Genomic DNA, 15,214 nt, shown 5'->3' with positions numbered 1-15,214 from the left:
GGCTTAAAGTTGGATAGGCCGTGATCGACCGTTTCTTACGAGCGAGTGGAGAGCAGCGTGTTGGATACCGTGGAAACCGCGACTGCGTATGTGATCGCCGAGCTGGAGGCCAAGGGCACGGCCACCCGCGAGGATTTCGATGTCGCCGCTATCGTCGCCGCCTCGCACGTCATCAGCGAGGGCTGGGACTTCCAATCGATCGACCGCACCGTGTTCTGGCGCCTCGCCGCCGGCAATCTCAAGTTCTAGGCACCAGGCCCGAGAGCGAACACCAGTGCTCCCACGGCACCGGGCGGGTTCGCTGCTCGTGCCGCGGCCGGGACGCCGACAGTCGGCCGCAGCGCCCGCCGCGCGCCGGGCATCATCGGCGAGGTCTCGGTCACCACGATCGTGCCGATCGCCTCGACCGCGAACAACACGATCAGCACCAGGTACACGGTCTGGCGCGGCCACGACAGGAACTCGACGAGCGCCGCGGAACCGAGTCCGCCGATGGCCAGACCCGCCACCGGAGCGACGCTGTTCACGATCGGCCCGTGTGGTCGCTCCGCGTCCAGGATCGCGGCGGCCAGCGCGCCGGTTGCCGCGCCGGTCGCGATGCCCTGCACCATGCGCGCCGCGATCAGCAACGCAACGCCGTCCGCGGCGCTGAACACCAGCATCGCTTCACTACGTCGGCGCCACTGTTTGTGGCTGTGTGGGCGTGCCCACCCCGCGTTAGCAATCAGCGGTCTACGGGGGTGGTTGCGTCGCAGCTGGTTTCGGTGATGGGTGGTGAGAGGTGCTGCTGACGCGGAAGTCGCAGAGTCGCGCACAGTCCATCAGTCTTCCGTTGACCGGCCAGGAACCTCGAGTGGGATTGGAGACCGGCGCCGGAGCCTTCGAACCCGGGGAGACTACGGGCTGGGTTTGGTGTGCGGGTGCGGGGCCGTGGGCGTGAGCAGGTAGTGGCGGCCGGGGATCTGCTGGGGCCGATAGTGCATGGCCGGGTCGAGAACGACCGTGCGGTCGAGGGGGCAGGCTAGGAGGGTTATCGGACCGGACACGGTGATCGCCATGGTTCTTCCTTCGCGTGCTTAGTCGCCGAGATGGATGATGGGGCCGAACTGGTCTTCGTAACTGCTCATGCTGTCGTTGAGTGTCTGCATGAGTCGGAAGATCAACGCGGGTGGAAACTTCACCCGCGAGGCCACTTGGACCGGCTGCCGTAATACTGGCCGCCCAGCCTCGTCGACCGCGGGTTCGGTGGGGAGATAAACCAGGAAATCGAGGGTGAAGTCGGTGCGGTTGTACCAGCATGTGAACCCGTTGGCGTATACGCCGGCACTGATCGCTTCGGGCACGATCACCTCGACGTCCACGTCGGGCTCGTCCGACGGCTGCGGTTCGACGGGGTCGCTCATGACGAGCCTCCAGGGTGGCCGGTCCGGCGAACCGGCCTCACCAGGTCACTGACGAGGCCGGCCGCCGACTCCTGATCACGTTCGTCTTCTTCGTCGGGTCAACGGCCTTGCTGGCGGCGAGCCTGCTCGCGGATCTGGTGCAACTGCAGCTCCCACTGGCTGGCTCGGCCCTGTGTACGACTGGACTGATCCTCGGCCTGCTGCGCCAACTGCGTGGCCTGATCGGCCTGATCGACCGCCATCACGGCCCGCTGCTGACACTGGCTGGCCTCGCTCTGAGCTTGCTGAGCCTGGGCCTGCGCCCGCTCCGCTTCGCTTTGGGCCTGCTGGGCCTGATTCGCCGCCAGGATCGCCTGTTGCCGGGCTTGCTGCGCCTGCTGATTGGCCTGGCTGGCGTCCTGTTGCGCCTGTTGCGCCTGATGCTGTACCTGCCGCGCCTGCGACTGCGCCTGGCGTGCCAGCCCCGCCGCCTGCATCGCATACTGGTGTGCGTTCTGCGACTCCTGCCGGGCCTCCTCGAGGTGCACCCGCAACATCTCCAAATCCCCCCGCACATCGATCCCTTCCGTGGACCGGGGATCGCTGATCGTTTCTTGTGCAGCCATTACCGAGCTCCCTTCCAGAAAGTGTATTGAAATTCGTGGATTGAGCAGGGCAGAACTGGTGTGACGGGTGTTGATCCTACCGAACCGCCGGCGGTGCGCAGCAACCTTGACGCAACTGGAACGAAATACCGGCGAAACACTAATAAACCAGGCTCACGTCGCGCGCTCACCGCCCACACGACCAGCGAACTTCCACCGCCCAGCGGGCAGTATCTCGCGGCGGAGTGTCTATCTCGCTAATCCACGGCCCTTTTGCCCGGTTGCTTTTCCAGCTATCTGTCCCGGGATAGGGCGCCGAGCCGGTTTCTCGATGCGCGGACGCAATTTTCGTGGGATGGCGTTCACGAGGTTCGCAGCCGGTACGCGGGGGCGAGCAGTTCCTTGTGCTGGCCGTCGCCGCAACAGAAGTGCAGGACGGTCTGCGCGCCGGTTTCGTGGGCCCGAGCGGGGAACCCCGGCCAATTAGCCCGGAGCTGTGTCGCCTTGACCAGTGTCAGCTGAGCGATCGGCGACTCGATCTGCCAGAGGAGTGCGTCTTCATATTCGGCGACCAGTGCGGCCATTTCGGTGAGCACGGCCTCGATGTACACCGGCAGGTTGCGCAGCGCAGGAGTGACCGACCGCCGGGTGAACGTGGCTGCCGCCGATCGAACATCGGACTCCTTCGGCCGGAATGCTATCCGGCAGCGAGCAGCTTGCTGTCGCCGTAATAGTTGCAAGCGATACCGTATCGAATGAAGTAATCTGGCGTCATGGCTGCTGATGTTCCTCGCCATATCGCCGCCTCGCGTGCGACGGACCGTCCCGGGGATCCTTCGCCTTTCGCTCTCGGCCTGCTGCTGCGTCGGGCGCATTGGCGTGCAGCGTCGGTGATGGAGGAGGCACTGCGGCCCCTGGGCGTCGAGTTGCGGCATTTCGCGGTGTTGATCGAGCTGGTCAATCACGGACCCACGGTGCAGCGTGATCTGGTAGCGGCCACGGGGTCGGACAAAGCTGGGATCATGCGCATCGTGGACGACCTGGAGCGCAAGGGGCTTGCGGTACGCAGGGCGGTTCCGGGCGACCGCCGAGTCCGGGCAGTGGAGATCACAGCCAGGGGGCTGGAACTCTTCGATGCGGCCCATGTGGCGGCGAAGCCGCTGGCTGAACGTCTTGTTGCCGAACTGAGTCTCGGCGAGTCCGAGCAGCTGGCGGATCTGTTGACCCGGCTTGCCCATCCCGCAGACGCCGAGGCGTAAGCACGCACCCGTTGTCGGCCACGTCGGCGCTTTGATGCCGTTCCGCGGCGAACCCGGCCTCGAGAGGTGCCGGTATTTGTCAGTGTGCCTCGGTCGGGTACTGGTGCGGCGTTGTCGCGCAGGGGAGCGGTCGGCGCGGCTTGCGCGCCGCAAACCTGGCCGGTGCGCGTTCCACGGTCGCCCGGTATCACCGTCATTTCGATGCGAGCCGCGCCCACGGCCGAACCGGCGGTTATCGACATTCTCGGCTGCCGCTTGCCCAGGTCCAGGGCGCGGCTGGCACCGTCGGGGAGGGCATGGTCGCTGGGCATATACCTCGCGATGCCCTCGGGCGAGGAGCGGACAGCGTTTTCGGATCGGGAGGGTCAGGCGGCAAGACGCTCTGCGAGTTCTTTGGCTTTGATGCTCGCCTCGTCGAGGGCGCGCTGACGGGACGCCTCGTCGAGGGGGATCAGTTCGGACATGGCGGCGTTGCGGGTGGCGTAGGTGAGTTCCGGGACGATGAAGTCGAGGTCCAGGCCGAGGGCGCCTGCCAGGACGGCCTGCAGGTAGTTCTGTACGAACTCGTAGCCCTCGCGCGGGGTGCCCGGCGCGTAGGAGCCGCCGCGGCTGGCCACGACGACAACCGGGGCGCCCTGGGCCGACGGGGTCTCACCTGCGGTGCGGCCGAGCAGGGCACGTTGTCCAGCCATGCCTTGAGGGGCGAGGGGATCGAGAAGCTGTACATGGGGGCGCCGATGAGGTCGCGGTAGATCACCGTGCTCTGCGGGTGCTGCTCCTGCCATGTCTTGCGGAAGGCGGCCGTGACCGAGCGGGACGAGGACGCCTCCCCGGGAAACACGGATGAGTCGATGTGCAGCAGTGTGGCCATGAGCTTTCTCCAAGGTGCAGCGCCCGCCGGGAGCCGAGGGCCGATAATCAAGTATCTCCCGAGATAGTATCGTACGATATGATATCGAGTGATACTGTTTCTATAGCGAGGGTAGATCGGCTGAGCAGATGGAGGCGGATGATCGTGGACATCTACGAGGCAGTGACGAGTCGGCGAGCGGTGCGTGGGTTCACCGACCGCCCTGTCCCGAGGGAGGCGCTGGAGCACGTGTTGTCCGCCGCAGCCTGGGCGCCGTCGGGATCGAACATTCAGCCGTGGCACGTCTACGTGGTGACCGGTTCGTCATTGGCCGAGATCAAGAAGCGGACCGGCGAGCGACTGGCCGAAGGTGGCCCCTGGGACGAGCCGGAGTACGAGATGTACCCGCCCGCACTGAAGTCCCCCTACTGTGAGCGCCGGTCCGCCTTCGGTGAGCAGCGTTACGGCGCACTCGGCATCCCGCGAGAGGACCTGGAAGCGCGCCAGCGGGCCGCAGCCGCGAACTGGGACTGCTTCGGCGCGCCCGCCGCCCTGTTCTGCTACGTCGACCGTGACATGGGTCGGCCGCAATGGTCCGACGTCGGCATGTATCTGCAGACCGTCATGCTGCTGCTGCGCGCCGAAGGGCTGCACAGTTGCCCACAGATGGCCTGGGCGAAGTTCCACAGAACCGTCGCGCAGATCCTCTCACCACCGAACGAGCTTGTCCTATTCTGTGGAATGTCGATCGGGTACGAGGACGTCACCGCAGGTGAGCCTCGTACAGGCCGGGCACCGCTCGATGAGACGGTCACGTTCGTCGACGGCCCGCGACACGATCGGTCCTCGCCTGATCAAGGCATCGCTTCTTGCTCCGACCGTTCAACCGTTCACACGCCATTTCCCTATTTGACCTCTATTAAAGGCATGTCATGAAGATTGCAGTCATCGGCGGCACCGGACTGATCGGGTCGCAGGTCGTCAAGAACCTGACCGCCGCGGGACATGAGGCGGTACCGTACTCGCTGTCCAGCGGCGTCGACGTCATCAGCGGCCAGGGACTCGAGGAGGCGGTGGCGGGAGCCGATGTCGTGGTCAACCTGACGAACTCCCCGACCTTCGACGAGGCTTCCCTGGCCTTCTTCCAGACCTCGATGGACAACCTTCTGACCGCAGCGTGCAAGGCCGGCGTCGGCCACGTCGTCATCCTCTCGATCGTCGGCACGGACCTGGTGCCGGAGCTGGACTACTACCGCGCCAAAGCACTCCAGGAGAACCTCCTCGCGGCCGGGCCGGTCCCGTACTCGATCGTCCGGGCGACGCAGTTCATGGAGTTCATGGACGCCGTCCTGTCCTGGACCGCCGACGACGACACCGTCCGGCTGCCCGCCACACCGATCCAGCCGATCGCCTCGAAGGACGTGGCAGCCGCGGTGGCGCAGGTCGCCGCCGGGGCCCCGTTGAACGGCATTCGCAACATCGGTGGCCCCGAGATCTTCACCCTGGACGAGCTGGGCCGGATCACCTTGTCCCACAAGGGCGACAACCGCGCCGTCGTCACCGACCCCACCGCCGGCATGTTCGCCACCGTCAAGGGAGATGTCCTCACCGACAAGGACGCCCGCCTCGCCCCCACTCGCTACACCGACTGGCTCGCCTGACATCACCGCCTCCAGGGGTCCCGGCCCGTCCGATTTCGTTGCGCCAGCCGGGTGCGGCGGCTTGACCGGCCGCTGCCGCTCGAGCCGCGATCAGGCGAAGGGGATTCACACGCACCCAGTTGGTTTGGCGGGGGAGGTTCCGGGAGTAGTCGCCGAAAAATCCAACGAAGTTCGTGTAGTCGCTGGTCAGTGGCCGTAGAACCACGATGCGTCGGCCCAGTGATGTGCGAGCTTCGAACTCAACGTAATCGGTTGGCTGACAGTGACTTCGGTTGTGGTCGGCTCTGTCCCCGCGTGCACCGATTCGCGCTTATTGAGCTGGCGGACGATCCGGCGCCGATAGTCTGTATTCGACAAATATCTTGCGGCGTTGACGGCCCCGAACTCCCGAAGCCGTCACACGGTGCAAGGTAGTGGGCGTGTCTTCCGGCGAGTCGTCGAGCAGGATCCGACGCGATACCCCTGCGCCCGGCATTTCTCCCCCGCGCATCAGAATTCGGGCCCGCCCCTGCCTCGGGTCTGGCCGGAAAGAGGCAGGGCGGCAGGGCGGAATCAGCACAGTGGGTTAGGTCTGGTCGTCGATCCCGGCCACTGGCGCATTCTTCATGACCGACTCCATGCCGTTGAGGGCGGCGGTCCTGCTCTCGTAGGCCTGCCCCAGCGCGATGATCTCGCCGTTGCCCGCCTTGAGCCTGAACCGGAATTTCCCGGCGCTGTCCTTGTACAGCTCGAATTTGGCAGCCATGCGATTACCTCGTCTCCACAGTCGAACACGGATAACGCCTCGGTCCGAAATCGACTGTAGATCTCCGTACCGCGGCCAGGACCCACACCGACTCGGGAACACCCACCCCAACCAGGGCCGTTGTTTTCTCCCCCAGTCACCTCGAGCGACCACATAACAGGCCACGGGGTGGCGGCTGCCGGGATGCGGGTGTCGGACCTGCACTGTTGGTCTTCCGGCTCCCGGCACACCAGTACTGCACGCCCCGTATCGACTCCGTGCTCCCGCCGAGCTGTCGTGGTGCACCGACGCATGCCGAGCGGGACTGTTCAGCCGGATCACTTCTCGGCTTCCAACCGCCGGTGTCGCTCTCTTTGCCGGACGGACCGATGCTGTGTGTGACGAGAGCCGCATCGTCTCGCTGTCATACCCGGGCCTGCCCGCCACGCACCGCGCCACTGCGGCCACCCCGGCGCACCCGCTGCGCGGCCACTGGTCACATACTGCCGCCGACCAGTACGCAGATTTATCCTGTAGCTGGTCCCGCACCAAAACGGTGGTCGCGTGGAAGGCGAACAGACCTACGACGACGTCTGGATGATTTTTGACGAATAAATGGCAAATGGCCGCAGGTCACCCGGTACGGGTTCGGGTGATGACCTGCGGCGGCGCATTTGGAGCGCACATGGGTAACTCCCCGGGAACGCCCGAAAGGTGACCCACCACCCAACCGTCGGCCCGAAGCCCAACCCTCCCCGCGCCCAACGACACGCTGAAGTCGCGGAGAGGCGGAGGAGTGAGGCGGACCAGCTCTCAGCTGATGGCTGAGCCCATGACCCGGACTGCGGAGACCAGGCCGTCGATCAGCTCGCCCTGACGCAGCGAGCTGAGCAGAGCGGTCAGCCCGAGCTGGCAGATCCGGTCGTTGACGCGGTCGGCGACGTCGCGACCCGAACGCACCTCGACGGCCTTGTCGTTCGGGGAGACGGCGATGAGCACCGAACGCGCTGCCTCGGGAGTGGTCGGGAAGATCGCATCGGCGCCCGCGGCCGGATCCGCGCCCAGATCACCGATGAAGATGTTGAACCGAACCTTGGTGGCGCGGGTGACCTCGGTGAGCGTGTTGTCCATGATCAACCGCTCGGTGTCACTGAACGGCGCCTCCCGGAACACGGTGCCGGGCTCGTGCACCGCGGAGACGCGTCCGCTGGTGGTGACGACCGCTCCATGCGGAAGATCGGCTTCGACCACGGCGGGCCAATTCCAATTAGAACTTGCCACTTGCCCGGCCTCCGATCAGGGACGACTCGGCGGATTCGATTGCCGCGTGGGTGTCGTGCGAGGTGTCGTGGTGGCCGTGGCCGGTCACCTCGTCGGTCGCGCTCCACAGCACCGGGTCCGCGGTCCACTTGTCGCCGAGGTTGTAGTGGACCGGCTTCTCCCCGGGATACGGCTTGCCCAGGAACGACAACCCCGCGATGACCGCGTAGATCACCAGCGGAATGCCGACAAAGATCAGCACTGTCTCGAGAATGCTCACGGCCTAACGGTAGTCGATGCGCTCGAGCGCGTGTTCGACCGGTGAGCCTGTCGCCCGTGTGTGTCGGTTCGCACCCCCTGCCGAGCGGCCGCTAGACCAGCCACGCCGCCGTGTCCGGCGGCAGCACGGTGCCCTCGAGCGGCACGCTGGACAGCAGCACCTCACCCGGCGGCAGCGGCGTCGGCACGGTCGAAGTATTGAGTACGCAGATCAACCCGCCCGTGCGCCGGAACGCCAGGCAGCCGACCGGACTGCCGTACCACTCCAGTCCGGTTCCGGCGAATTCCGGTCGCACACCGCGCAATTCGATCGCCATCCGGCACAGCGACACCATCGAGTCCAGTCGCTCGAGCTGCGACTCCACGGTCAGCCCGGCCCATTGCGGCGGAATCGGCAGCCAGGACCGCTCGGCGGCGGTGAATCCGAACGGCGGGTGCCGGCCCTCCCACGGAATCGGCACCCGGCATCCGTCGCGGCCACGTTCGGTGTGCCCGGACCGCTCCCACACCGGATCCTGCAGTACGTCCTCGGGCAGATCGTCGACATTGGGCAGGCCCAGTTCCGAACCGTTGTAGAGGAACACCGCACCCGGCAGCGCCAGCTCGAGCAGGAACATCGCCCGCGCCCGTCGCAGCCCCACGGCCCCGCCGCCGTACCGGGTCACCTCGCGCTCGATGTCGTGATTGGACAGCGTCCATGTCGGCACGGCACCCACCGACGCCACGGACTCGATCGAATTATCCACTGCGGCACGGATTTTCGCGGCGTCGAAGGGTGTCTCGGCGAGCCGGAAGTTGAAGGCGAGATGCAGTTCGTCCGGGCGCAGGTATTCGGCGAATCGCGTGTTGTCGTCCACCCACACCTCGCCGATCGACACCACGTCCGGATATTCGTCGAGCACCTTGCGCAGGCGGCGATGGATGTCGTGCACCCCCGGATTGTTGAACCGCGGATCGCTGTCGTCGTGCACCAGCATCCGGGTGTCCACGCGGGCCATATCGGGCAGCCCCGGCGGCTTGGCCATACCGTGCGCCACATCGATGCGGAATCCGTCGACGCCGCGGTTCAGCCAGAACCGCATGGTCTGTTCGAAATCCGCGACGACCTCGGGGTTCTCCCAGTTCAGATCGGGCTGTTCGGCGGCGAAGATGTGCAGATACCACTGACCGGGCGTGCCGTCGGGCGCGGTGACCCGAGTCCAGGCGGGCCCGCCGAAGATGCTGGGCCAGTTGTTCGGCGGCTCGGCGCCGTCGGGACCGCAGCCGTCGCGGAAGATGTAGCGATCGCGTTCGGCGCTGCCGGGCGCCGCCTTCAGCGCGGCGGTGAACCACGGATGCCGGTCACTGGTGTGATTGGGCACCAGATCCATGGTGACTCGCATCCCGCGGTCGTGCGCCTCCTCGAGCACCGCGTCGAGCACTTCGACATCGCCGAAGAGTGGGTCGATATCGCGCGGATCGCTGACGTCGTACCCGCCGTCGGCCATCGGCGAGCGCATCACCGGGCAGATCCACAGCGCGTCCACGCCGATGAGTTCGAGATAGCCGAGCCGGTCCAGCAGGCCGCCCAGATCGCCGACGCCGTCACCGTCGGAATCGGCGAACGAGCGCGGATAGACCTGGTAGAACACCGCCGACCGCCACCACGGCCCGTCGGGCGCATCGGAGTCGACAACGGCTGATTCGTCGGAGGTATCCGGCCCGGACGAGGCCGTCGGCACAACCACGGAGGACCCCATATCCGGCCTTACCGCCGGATCTCCGGGTGATGAAGGCGTCACGACACCCAATAGTGCCAAAGGTTTCCGGCGAAGGTGCGGCAACTACGCAGTGTTGGCGACATTTGGCAAATGATCAGCAGACGACGCTTGCCATCCGGAAAAACTCTGGGTTGCACCAGGTTTTGTGCCACGACATTCAGAAAGTCGAGTTGACCAGCGAATTCGCCGCCATCTCCAGGTAATCCAACAGCGCGCGGCGGTGTTCATCGTCCAGCACATCGGTTCCGATCTCGTCGACCGCGATGCGCATACACCGCAGCCACGCATCACGTTCGATCGGGCCGATTCGAAACGGCATGTGCCGCATACGCAGTCGCGGATGTCCGCGCTCGTCGGAGTAGGTGCGCGGACCACCCCAGTACTGTTCGAGGAACATCCGCAGACGCCGCTCGGCGGGGCCGAGATCCTGTTCCGGATACAGCGGGCGCAACACCTCGTCGGCGGCGACCTCGCGATAGAACGTCGCGACGAGTTGCCGGAAGGTCTCCGCACCGCCGACCGCCTCGTAGAACGTCGCCGGATCCGTCGCCGGTCCCGCTGCTCCCGCACCCGAACGCTCAGCCATGCGCGACCGCCTCGCTCGGTCCGGTGTGCTCACGGTTGTCCGCGGCTCGTCGTTCACCGGCCACCTACTCGCTCCATTCCTCGCCTCGTGCGCGGCCGCCGGACGCCAGAATGCGCCCACGCCGCATTCCGTCTCTCGCAGCCGGATGCCCCGCCGTACTCGCAGCATAGTCGGCGAGCGGGAACCGGCCGGTCGGCGACGGAACCTCGACCCACCGATCAGCCCTGCTGGTGCTCGGCGCGAAAACCGGCCGTGACCAGCCAGGACAACCACCGATCACGTGCTGTTCACCCGGGCGTGCCCGACAATGTGCGAAATACTCGTGCATTGGTACGAGTTCCGTGGTCAACTGGGTGGCAGTGTCTGCCCAGATACCATACGAACCGGACTACACGAATTCGGGGTCCTCATGAAGCAGCGGCACGGCGCTCGGTCCCAGGAGGCCAGAGCGCATCGACAACTCCAGCCCGCCGACGTCCACAATCGTGGGTCGGGGGCCTCTCCGCTGCACATCTTGTCCGAACATTCCCATCCCGATCGTGACCACCCCGATCGCGAACATTCCGATCACTCTCCCTGCGACACCCCGGTGATCCGCACTCTGGAGAATCCATCGCAGGCCGCATGGCGTAAGCGCCGGGTGCTGCTTCTGAACGCCACCTACGAGCCGCTGACCGCCCTGTCCGCACGTCGCGCCATCGTGCTGCTGATCTGCGACAAGGCCGACGCCGTCCACCACAATGCCGAAGGTCCGGTCGTCCATTCGGCCGGTGCGTCGATCGCGCTGCCCTCGGTGATCCGACTTCGCAACTACGTCCGCGTGCCCTATCGCGCGCGCGTTCCGATGACCCGCGCGGCCCTCATGCACCGCGACCGATACCGCTGCGCCTATTGCGGCGGCAAGGCCGAGACGATCGACCACGTGATTCCGCGCAGCCGCGGCGGCGCGCACTCGTGGGAGAACTGCGTCGCATCCTGCGCGCCCTGCAATCACCGCAAGGCCGACAAGATGCTCAGCGAACTGGGCTGGACTCTGCATCACCCGATGGTCGCCCCGAAAGGACCGCATTGGCGACTGCTGTCGACAACCGCGGACCTCGATCCGGTGTGGCTGCAATACCTCGGCGAGGGAGCCGCGTAGTCGCCCGGCGAACGATGTCCGGGGCCGACGAACCGACCACCGGTGCTGCGGGAAATGTGTTGCGGCGGAACAGCTCAGGCGTAGTCGCTGGCGAGCATTCCCCAGGTGCCGGGTTCGAGGGCCTCGAAGACGTGCGGGCGGTCGCCCGGATAGCAGATGTAGTCGCCGGGGTGTAGTTCGGCGGGGTCGTCGGCCGGGCCGACCATGGCGCGGCCCGCGGCCAGCAGGACGTGTTCCACGATGCCGTGCAGGTGCGGGTCCGAATCGCGGGGATGTCCGGGTTCGGCGGTGATGCGGAACAGGTCGCGGCGCACGTTCGGCGGGGAGGCTGCCAGCAGGGTGGCCCGGTAGCGCGACGTCGAGGACGCCACCTCCGGACCTTCCCCGGCGCGGATCACCCGCACCTGCGGCTGCGGCGGATCCAGCAGACTCGAAAACGGGATCCCCAGCGCCGTACACAGCGCCCACAGGGTTTCGATGCTCGGATTGCCCGAACCCGATTCCAGTTGCGAGAGTGTCGATTTCGCGACTCCAGCGCGCCGGGCCACCTCGGTGAGCGAGAGCCCGGACCGGGCGCGCTCACGGCGCAGCCCGGCCGCGATCGCCTGCTGCGGGGTCGATTCGGGAATCCTGTCCTGCTCGGTCATCGTGATTCCAGAGGGTACATGGGGTGTGCCCGAGACGACGTTGACGAAGCACGCCGCCGCGTTCACTATAGAAGCCGTGCGTTCGATACAACGAACACTGACTCGCAGTGATCTCACCGGCATCGCAGCGGTCTGCCTGGCCGTCTGCGTAATCGGCGTGTCCTACGGGGCCACGGCGATCACCTCCGGGTTGCCCGCCTGGTTGCCGATCGTACTCAGTGTGCTGGTCCTGGCCGGTGGCGCCGAATTCCTCTTCGTCGGCATCATAGCCGCAGGTGGCGGCCCGATCGCGGCAGTGCTGGCCGGACTGCTGGTCAACGCCCGGCATCTGCCGTACGGGCTGGCGCTGCCGGACGTGCTCGGCACCGGCTGGCGTCGACTGCTCGGCACGCACGTGATGAACGACGAATCGGTAGCGATGGCGCTCGGCGAATCCGATCGGGAACGCAGTCGCGCTTCCTACTGGTTGTGCGGTCTGGGCGTGCTGCTGGCGTGGCCGCTGGGCGCACTGCTCGGCGTCGGACTCGGCACCGCGGTCCCGAATCCCGACGAATTCGGTCTGGACGCGGTCTTTCCCGCGGTGCTCATCGCGTTGGCGCTGCCTGCCCTGCGGGATGGAGCGACACGACGCGCGGCACTGGCCGGAGCCGTGGCAGCAGCCCTGGCCGCGCCGTTCCTGCCCGCGGGAATTCCGGTGCTGCTGGCACTGCCCGCCGCCTTCCTCGCGCTGACCGCCGGGTCGATGATCGGCCGAATCCGCACCGCACGCCGGACGAGCGAGTTCGTTCCGTCGAACGCACCGAACGCGGATCGGACCACCGCGCCATGACCGTCGCACTGATCGCCGGAGCGGTCTGCCTCGCCGTCGGCACCTTCGGCTTCCGATTCGCCGGACCGGTCCTGCGCCGACGCCTCACCTTCCCGCCGCGGATCGCCCAATTTCTGGAGATCGGCTCGGTCGTCCTGCTGACCGCGCTGGCGGTGACCACCCTCGTCCCGGCCGACCACCGGGCCCGGTTCGCACTGCCCGCGGGCGTACTGGTCGCGGCGATCCTCGCCTGGCGCAAGGCCCCGCTGGTCGTGGTCGCCCTCGCCGCCGCGTCCACCACAGCACTGTTGCGCTTGGCCGGAGTCGCCTGACCGCTCCGCGGTGCGGCTCCGGCATAGCCGCCAGAGACGGGGATGCCGAGCTCAGCAATTTCTCAGCGGGTATGTGCGAGCCTGGATGATCTGCCCGACCACGGTGCGGGCGATGAACGGCCGCACCTCGATCGAGAAATCGAGGATATGACCAGCGACACCCTGAGCTTGGATCCGGCCGGTATCGATGGATCCTGGTACGTCGACATGACCCGATTCGCCAGGGACACCTCCTGGCTGAATACACCGATGACCGTCTACAGCGGTGTCGGAGTCGGGCTGTTCGTGGTGTTCATGGTCATAGGCTGGTGGCTCGCCCGCAAGCGCGATGCGTCGGCGATGGCCGCGGCGCTGGCGGTTCCGTTCGTCGCGATCATCGCCTACGCCGTCAACGACGCCGTCAAGCTGATCTTCTCCGAACGGCGTCCCTGCTACCGCTTCCCCACCGCATTCCTGCTGGAGAAGTGCCCGGCACCGGACGACTACTCCTTCCCCAGCAACCACACCGTCGTCGTATTCGCCATGGCGGTGGCACTGCTGGCGGTGAACCGGAGACTGGGCATCTGGGCATTCGTCGCGGCGGCGGTGATGGGCATCTCCCGGGTATACGTGGGTGCGCACTATCCGCACGACGTCCTCGCCGGCGCCATCGTGGGCACCGTCGTCGGATACTTCGCCGCAATGCTGTTGCGCCGCTACGGCACTTCCCTGGTGAGCAAACTGTCGAACGGACCGCTGCATCCCGTGCTGAGCGCCGACGCTCCCGCGCGCCGGTAGCCCTGCGAATCAGCGAGCGAGCAGAGCGGGCCCGCGGCGGCGAGCCACCGAACCGTACCGGGCGTCCAGCCGCAGCCAGGTGCGGCTGGCGCGGACCCGCACGATCTCGCCGGGAGCGATCCGGCGCGCATCGGGACGGTCACCCGCGTGCGGAATGAAATCCATTGCGGTCAGCGCGAATACGACCCGCATCGGAACCTCGGCCCGCTCCCCCGCACCGGTGACGGTCAGCACGGTCTGCTCCAACAGCGAGGCGGGCGGACCGTGGCCGCTGCCGTGTTCGGCAGCCAGTTCCACTCCGCGCTCGGCCAATTCGACCAGTGAACGAGCCGGAATGTCATCGATGTGGGAGAAACCCGTCACCGGTGGCAGGGCGGTGCGCCAGGCCGAGTCCATGGGGAATCCGAGATCGATCCGACCGTCCGGCGCGGGCGCGCGCAGGCCCGAGAGCAGCACGTCACCACCCGCGGTGACATCGTCGACGCCGAGTTCACCGACCACCGTGCGCACCGCCAGAACCTCGAAACTCGTTGCGGCCCAAGCGGAAATGTAACGGTCACCGCGGCGGCGCAGCCGGATCACCGCAGCCGGGTCCAGGCGCACCGCGCGACCGACGAAGGTGGTGAGGTTCTCACGTTCGGCGGGATCGGGGACCAGTAGCGTCCCCTGTCCGGGCATCATCGCCGTGTCATCACTTCCACAGAGCCAGATAGTCACGTTCGGCCGGGGTTATCCGGCGCAGGCGCTGGGTGTCGATATCGAACGCGGCCATCTGGGTGGTCGCGATCACCGACGCCCGGGAATCCGGCGCCGACCCCGAAGCCCGTACCTCGTAACCGATGGTGAAATCCACCGCCCGCAACTGCTCGACCCACATCGCCACGTCCAGCGGAGTGTCCTCGTGACGAAGCTGCCCCTTGTACTGCACGTGCAGATCGACCAGCACGCAGCCGGTGCGCAACCCGTCGGTGGGCTTGTCGTCGCCGAACAGCCACGGAATCCGTGCCTCCTCCAGCAACGTCACCATGCGGGCATGGTTGATGTGCTGGAACACGTCCATATCGGACCAACGCACCTCGACCTTGGTGTGGAAACGCCGGGGCAGCGCAGCACCCTCGATAGCCCCCTCGCTCTTCGGCGAAT

The 15,214-nt window shown here is 66.5% G+C and carries 21 protein-coding genes and 1 pseudogene; 8 read left to right on the top strand and 14 right to left on the bottom strand.

Annotation, left to right across the window (positions count from 1 at the left end):
• The first annotated feature begins 45 nt into the window (after positions 1 to 45).
• On the top strand, positions 46 to 249 hold the full coding sequence (locus ON40_RS44535) for a hypothetical protein (RefSeq protein ID WP_245568266.1): 204 nt from the start codon (positions 46 to 48) through the stop codon (positions 247 to 249).
• On the opposite strand, the gene ON40_RS44530 is transcribed toward ON40_RS44535, so the two are convergent.
• The 5 genes from ON40_RS44530 to ON40_RS44515 all read right to left on the bottom strand — a co-directional run bounded on the left by ON40_RS44530 (position 246) and on the right by ON40_RS44515 (position 2,583).
• Positions 246 to 662, bottom strand: a complete 417-nt coding sequence (locus ON40_RS44530; RefSeq protein WP_051194537.1) for a hypothetical protein — start codon at positions 660 to 662, stop codon at positions 246 to 248. The two genes, ON40_RS44535 and ON40_RS44530, sit on opposite strands and share 4 nt — an antisense overlap.
• A 234-nt stretch (positions 663 to 896) precedes the next feature.
• The gene (locus ON40_RS52945) at positions 897 to 1,058 is read right to left on the bottom strand and encodes a hypothetical protein (protein ID WP_157186818.1); all 162 of its coding nucleotides are present in this window, start codon (positions 1,056 to 1,058) and stop codon (positions 897 to 899) included.
• 18 nt (positions 1,059 to 1,076) lie between these two features.
• A complete protein-coding gene (locus ON40_RS44525; protein ID WP_040831819.1) occupies positions 1,077 to 1,403 on the bottom strand; it encodes a DUF3467 domain-containing protein in 327 nt (108 codons plus the stop codon).
• 98 nt (positions 1,404 to 1,501) lie between these two features.
• On the bottom strand, positions 1,502 to 2,008 hold the full coding sequence (locus tag ON40_RS49015) for a hypothetical protein (RefSeq protein WP_157186817.1): 507 nt from the start codon (positions 2,006 to 2,008) through the stop codon (positions 1,502 to 1,504).
• Between the two features lie 341 nt (positions 2,009 to 2,349).
• A complete protein-coding gene (locus ON40_RS44515) occupies positions 2,350 to 2,583 on the bottom strand; it encodes a hypothetical protein (RefSeq protein ID WP_218008986.1) in 234 nt (77 codons plus the stop codon).
• Between the two features lie 177 nt (positions 2,584 to 2,760).
• On the opposite strand from ON40_RS44515, the gene ON40_RS44510 reads away from it, so the two are divergent.
• The gene (locus ON40_RS44510; RefSeq protein ID WP_040831815.1) at positions 2,761 to 3,246 is read left to right on the top strand and encodes a MarR family winged helix-turn-helix transcriptional regulator; all 486 of its coding nucleotides are present in this window, start codon (positions 2,761 to 2,763) and stop codon (positions 3,244 to 3,246) included.
• A 365-nt stretch (positions 3,247 to 3,611) separates the two neighbouring features.
• Here the strand turns inward: ON40_RS44510 and ON40_RS54180 are convergent, their stop codons facing one another.
• A complete protein-coding gene (locus ON40_RS54180) occupies positions 3,612 to 3,938 on the bottom strand; it encodes a hypothetical protein (RefSeq protein ID WP_218008985.1) in 327 nt (108 codons plus the stop codon).
• Positions 3,939 to 4,261: 323 nt separating this feature from the next.
• On the opposite strand from ON40_RS54180, the pseudogene ON40_RS44500 reads away from it, so the two are divergent.
• Together ON40_RS44500 and ON40_RS44495 are read left to right on the top strand one after the other, a co-directional pair.
• Positions 4,262 to 4,921: pseudogene (locus ON40_RS44500) on the top strand (nitroreductase); the annotation flags it as partial.
• Positions 4,922 to 5,028: 107 nt separating this feature from the next.
• Entirely contained in the window at positions 5,029 to 5,757 is a 729-nt protein-coding gene (locus ON40_RS44495; protein WP_040831814.1) for an SDR family oxidoreductase, read from the top strand.
• Positions 5,758 to 6,322: 565 nt separating this feature from the next.
• Here the strand turns inward: ON40_RS44495 and ON40_RS44490 are convergent.
• The 5 genes from ON40_RS44490 to ON40_RS44470 form a co-directional block, all read right to left on the bottom strand.
• Positions 6,323 to 6,502: a YegP family protein gene (locus tag ON40_RS44490; RefSeq protein WP_040831813.1), complete on the bottom strand. Its 180-nt coding sequence runs from the start codon at positions 6,500 to 6,502 to the stop codon at positions 6,323 to 6,325.
• 792 nt (positions 6,503 to 7,294) lie between these two features.
• Positions 7,295 to 7,762 (bottom strand): DUF5130 family protein, encoded by a 468-nt coding sequence (locus tag ON40_RS44485; protein WP_040831812.1) that lies wholly within the window; start codon positions 7,760 to 7,762, stop codon positions 7,295 to 7,297.
• Positions 7,749 to 8,021, bottom strand: coding sequence for an aa3-type cytochrome oxidase subunit CtaJ (ctaJ, locus tag ON40_RS44480; RefSeq protein WP_040831811.1), 273 nt, complete (start codon positions 8,019 to 8,021; stop codon positions 7,749 to 7,751). Before ctaJ ends, ON40_RS44485 begins: the two co-directional genes overlap by 14 nt.
• Positions 8,022 to 8,112: 91 nt before the next feature.
• Complete coding sequence (locus ON40_RS44475) at positions 8,113 to 9,759, bottom strand: glycoside hydrolase family 13 protein (protein ID WP_040831810.1); 1,647 nt, start codon at positions 9,757 to 9,759, stop codon at positions 8,113 to 8,115.
• Between the two features lie 178 nt (positions 9,760 to 9,937).
• Complete coding sequence (locus tag ON40_RS44470; protein WP_040831809.1) at positions 9,938 to 10,366, bottom strand: globin; 429 nt, start codon at positions 10,364 to 10,366, stop codon at positions 9,938 to 9,940.
• 409 nt (positions 10,367 to 10,775) lie between these two features.
• On the opposite strand from ON40_RS44470, the gene ON40_RS44465 reads away from it, so the two are divergent.
• Positions 10,776 to 11,507: an HNH endonuclease gene (locus ON40_RS44465; protein ID WP_174435122.1), complete on the top strand. Its 732-nt coding sequence runs from the start codon at positions 10,776 to 10,778 to the stop codon at positions 11,505 to 11,507.
• Positions 11,508 to 11,581: 74 nt separating this feature from the next.
• Here ON40_RS44465 and ON40_RS44460 read toward each other — a convergent pair whose 3' ends face one another.
• Entirely contained in the window at positions 11,582 to 12,154 is a 573-nt protein-coding gene (locus ON40_RS44460) for a helix-turn-helix domain-containing protein (protein WP_051194549.1), read from the bottom strand.
• 76 nt (positions 12,155 to 12,230) lie between these two features.
• Here ON40_RS44460 and ON40_RS44455 point away from each other — a divergent pair, with 76 nt between their 5' ends.
• The 3 genes from ON40_RS44455 to ON40_RS44445 all read left to right on the top strand — a co-directional run bounded on the left by ON40_RS44455 (position 12,231) and on the right by ON40_RS44445 (position 14,071).
• A complete protein-coding gene (locus ON40_RS44455; protein ID WP_040831807.1) occupies positions 12,231 to 12,983 on the top strand; it encodes an AzlC family ABC transporter permease in 753 nt (250 codons plus the stop codon).
• Positions 12,980 to 13,294, top strand: a complete 315-nt coding sequence (locus tag ON40_RS44450) for an AzlD domain-containing protein (RefSeq protein WP_040831806.1) — start codon at positions 12,980 to 12,982, stop codon at positions 13,292 to 13,294. The genes ON40_RS44455 and ON40_RS44450 overlap by 4 nt, the downstream gene beginning before the upstream one ends.
• A gap of 147 nt (positions 13,295 to 13,441) precedes the next feature.
• Complete coding sequence (locus ON40_RS44445) at positions 13,442 to 14,071, top strand: phosphatase PAP2 family protein (protein WP_040831804.1); 630 nt, start codon at positions 13,442 to 13,444, stop codon at positions 14,069 to 14,071.
• A 9-nt stretch (positions 14,072 to 14,080) separates the two neighbouring features.
• Here ON40_RS44445 and ON40_RS44440 read toward each other — a convergent pair whose 3' ends face one another.
• Both ON40_RS44440 and ON40_RS44435 read right to left on the bottom strand, forming a co-directional pair.
• The gene (locus tag ON40_RS44440; protein ID WP_040831864.1) at positions 14,081 to 14,749 is read right to left on the bottom strand and encodes a DUF8185 domain-containing protein; all 669 of its coding nucleotides are present in this window, start codon (positions 14,747 to 14,749) and stop codon (positions 14,081 to 14,083) included.
• A gap of 13 nt (positions 14,750 to 14,762) precedes the next feature.
• A complete protein-coding gene (locus tag ON40_RS44435) occupies positions 14,763 to 15,191 on the bottom strand; it encodes an acyl-CoA thioesterase (protein WP_281033126.1) in 429 nt (142 codons plus the stop codon).
• Positions 15,192 to 15,214 lie beyond the last annotated feature (23 nt).

Source organism: Nocardia jiangxiensis NBRC 101359 (assembly GCF_000308615.1).
GTDB lineage: Bacteria > Actinomycetota > Actinomycetes > Mycobacteriales > Mycobacteriaceae > Nocardia > Nocardia jiangxiensis.
This window is presented reverse-complemented; position numbering and strand designations above follow the sequence as displayed.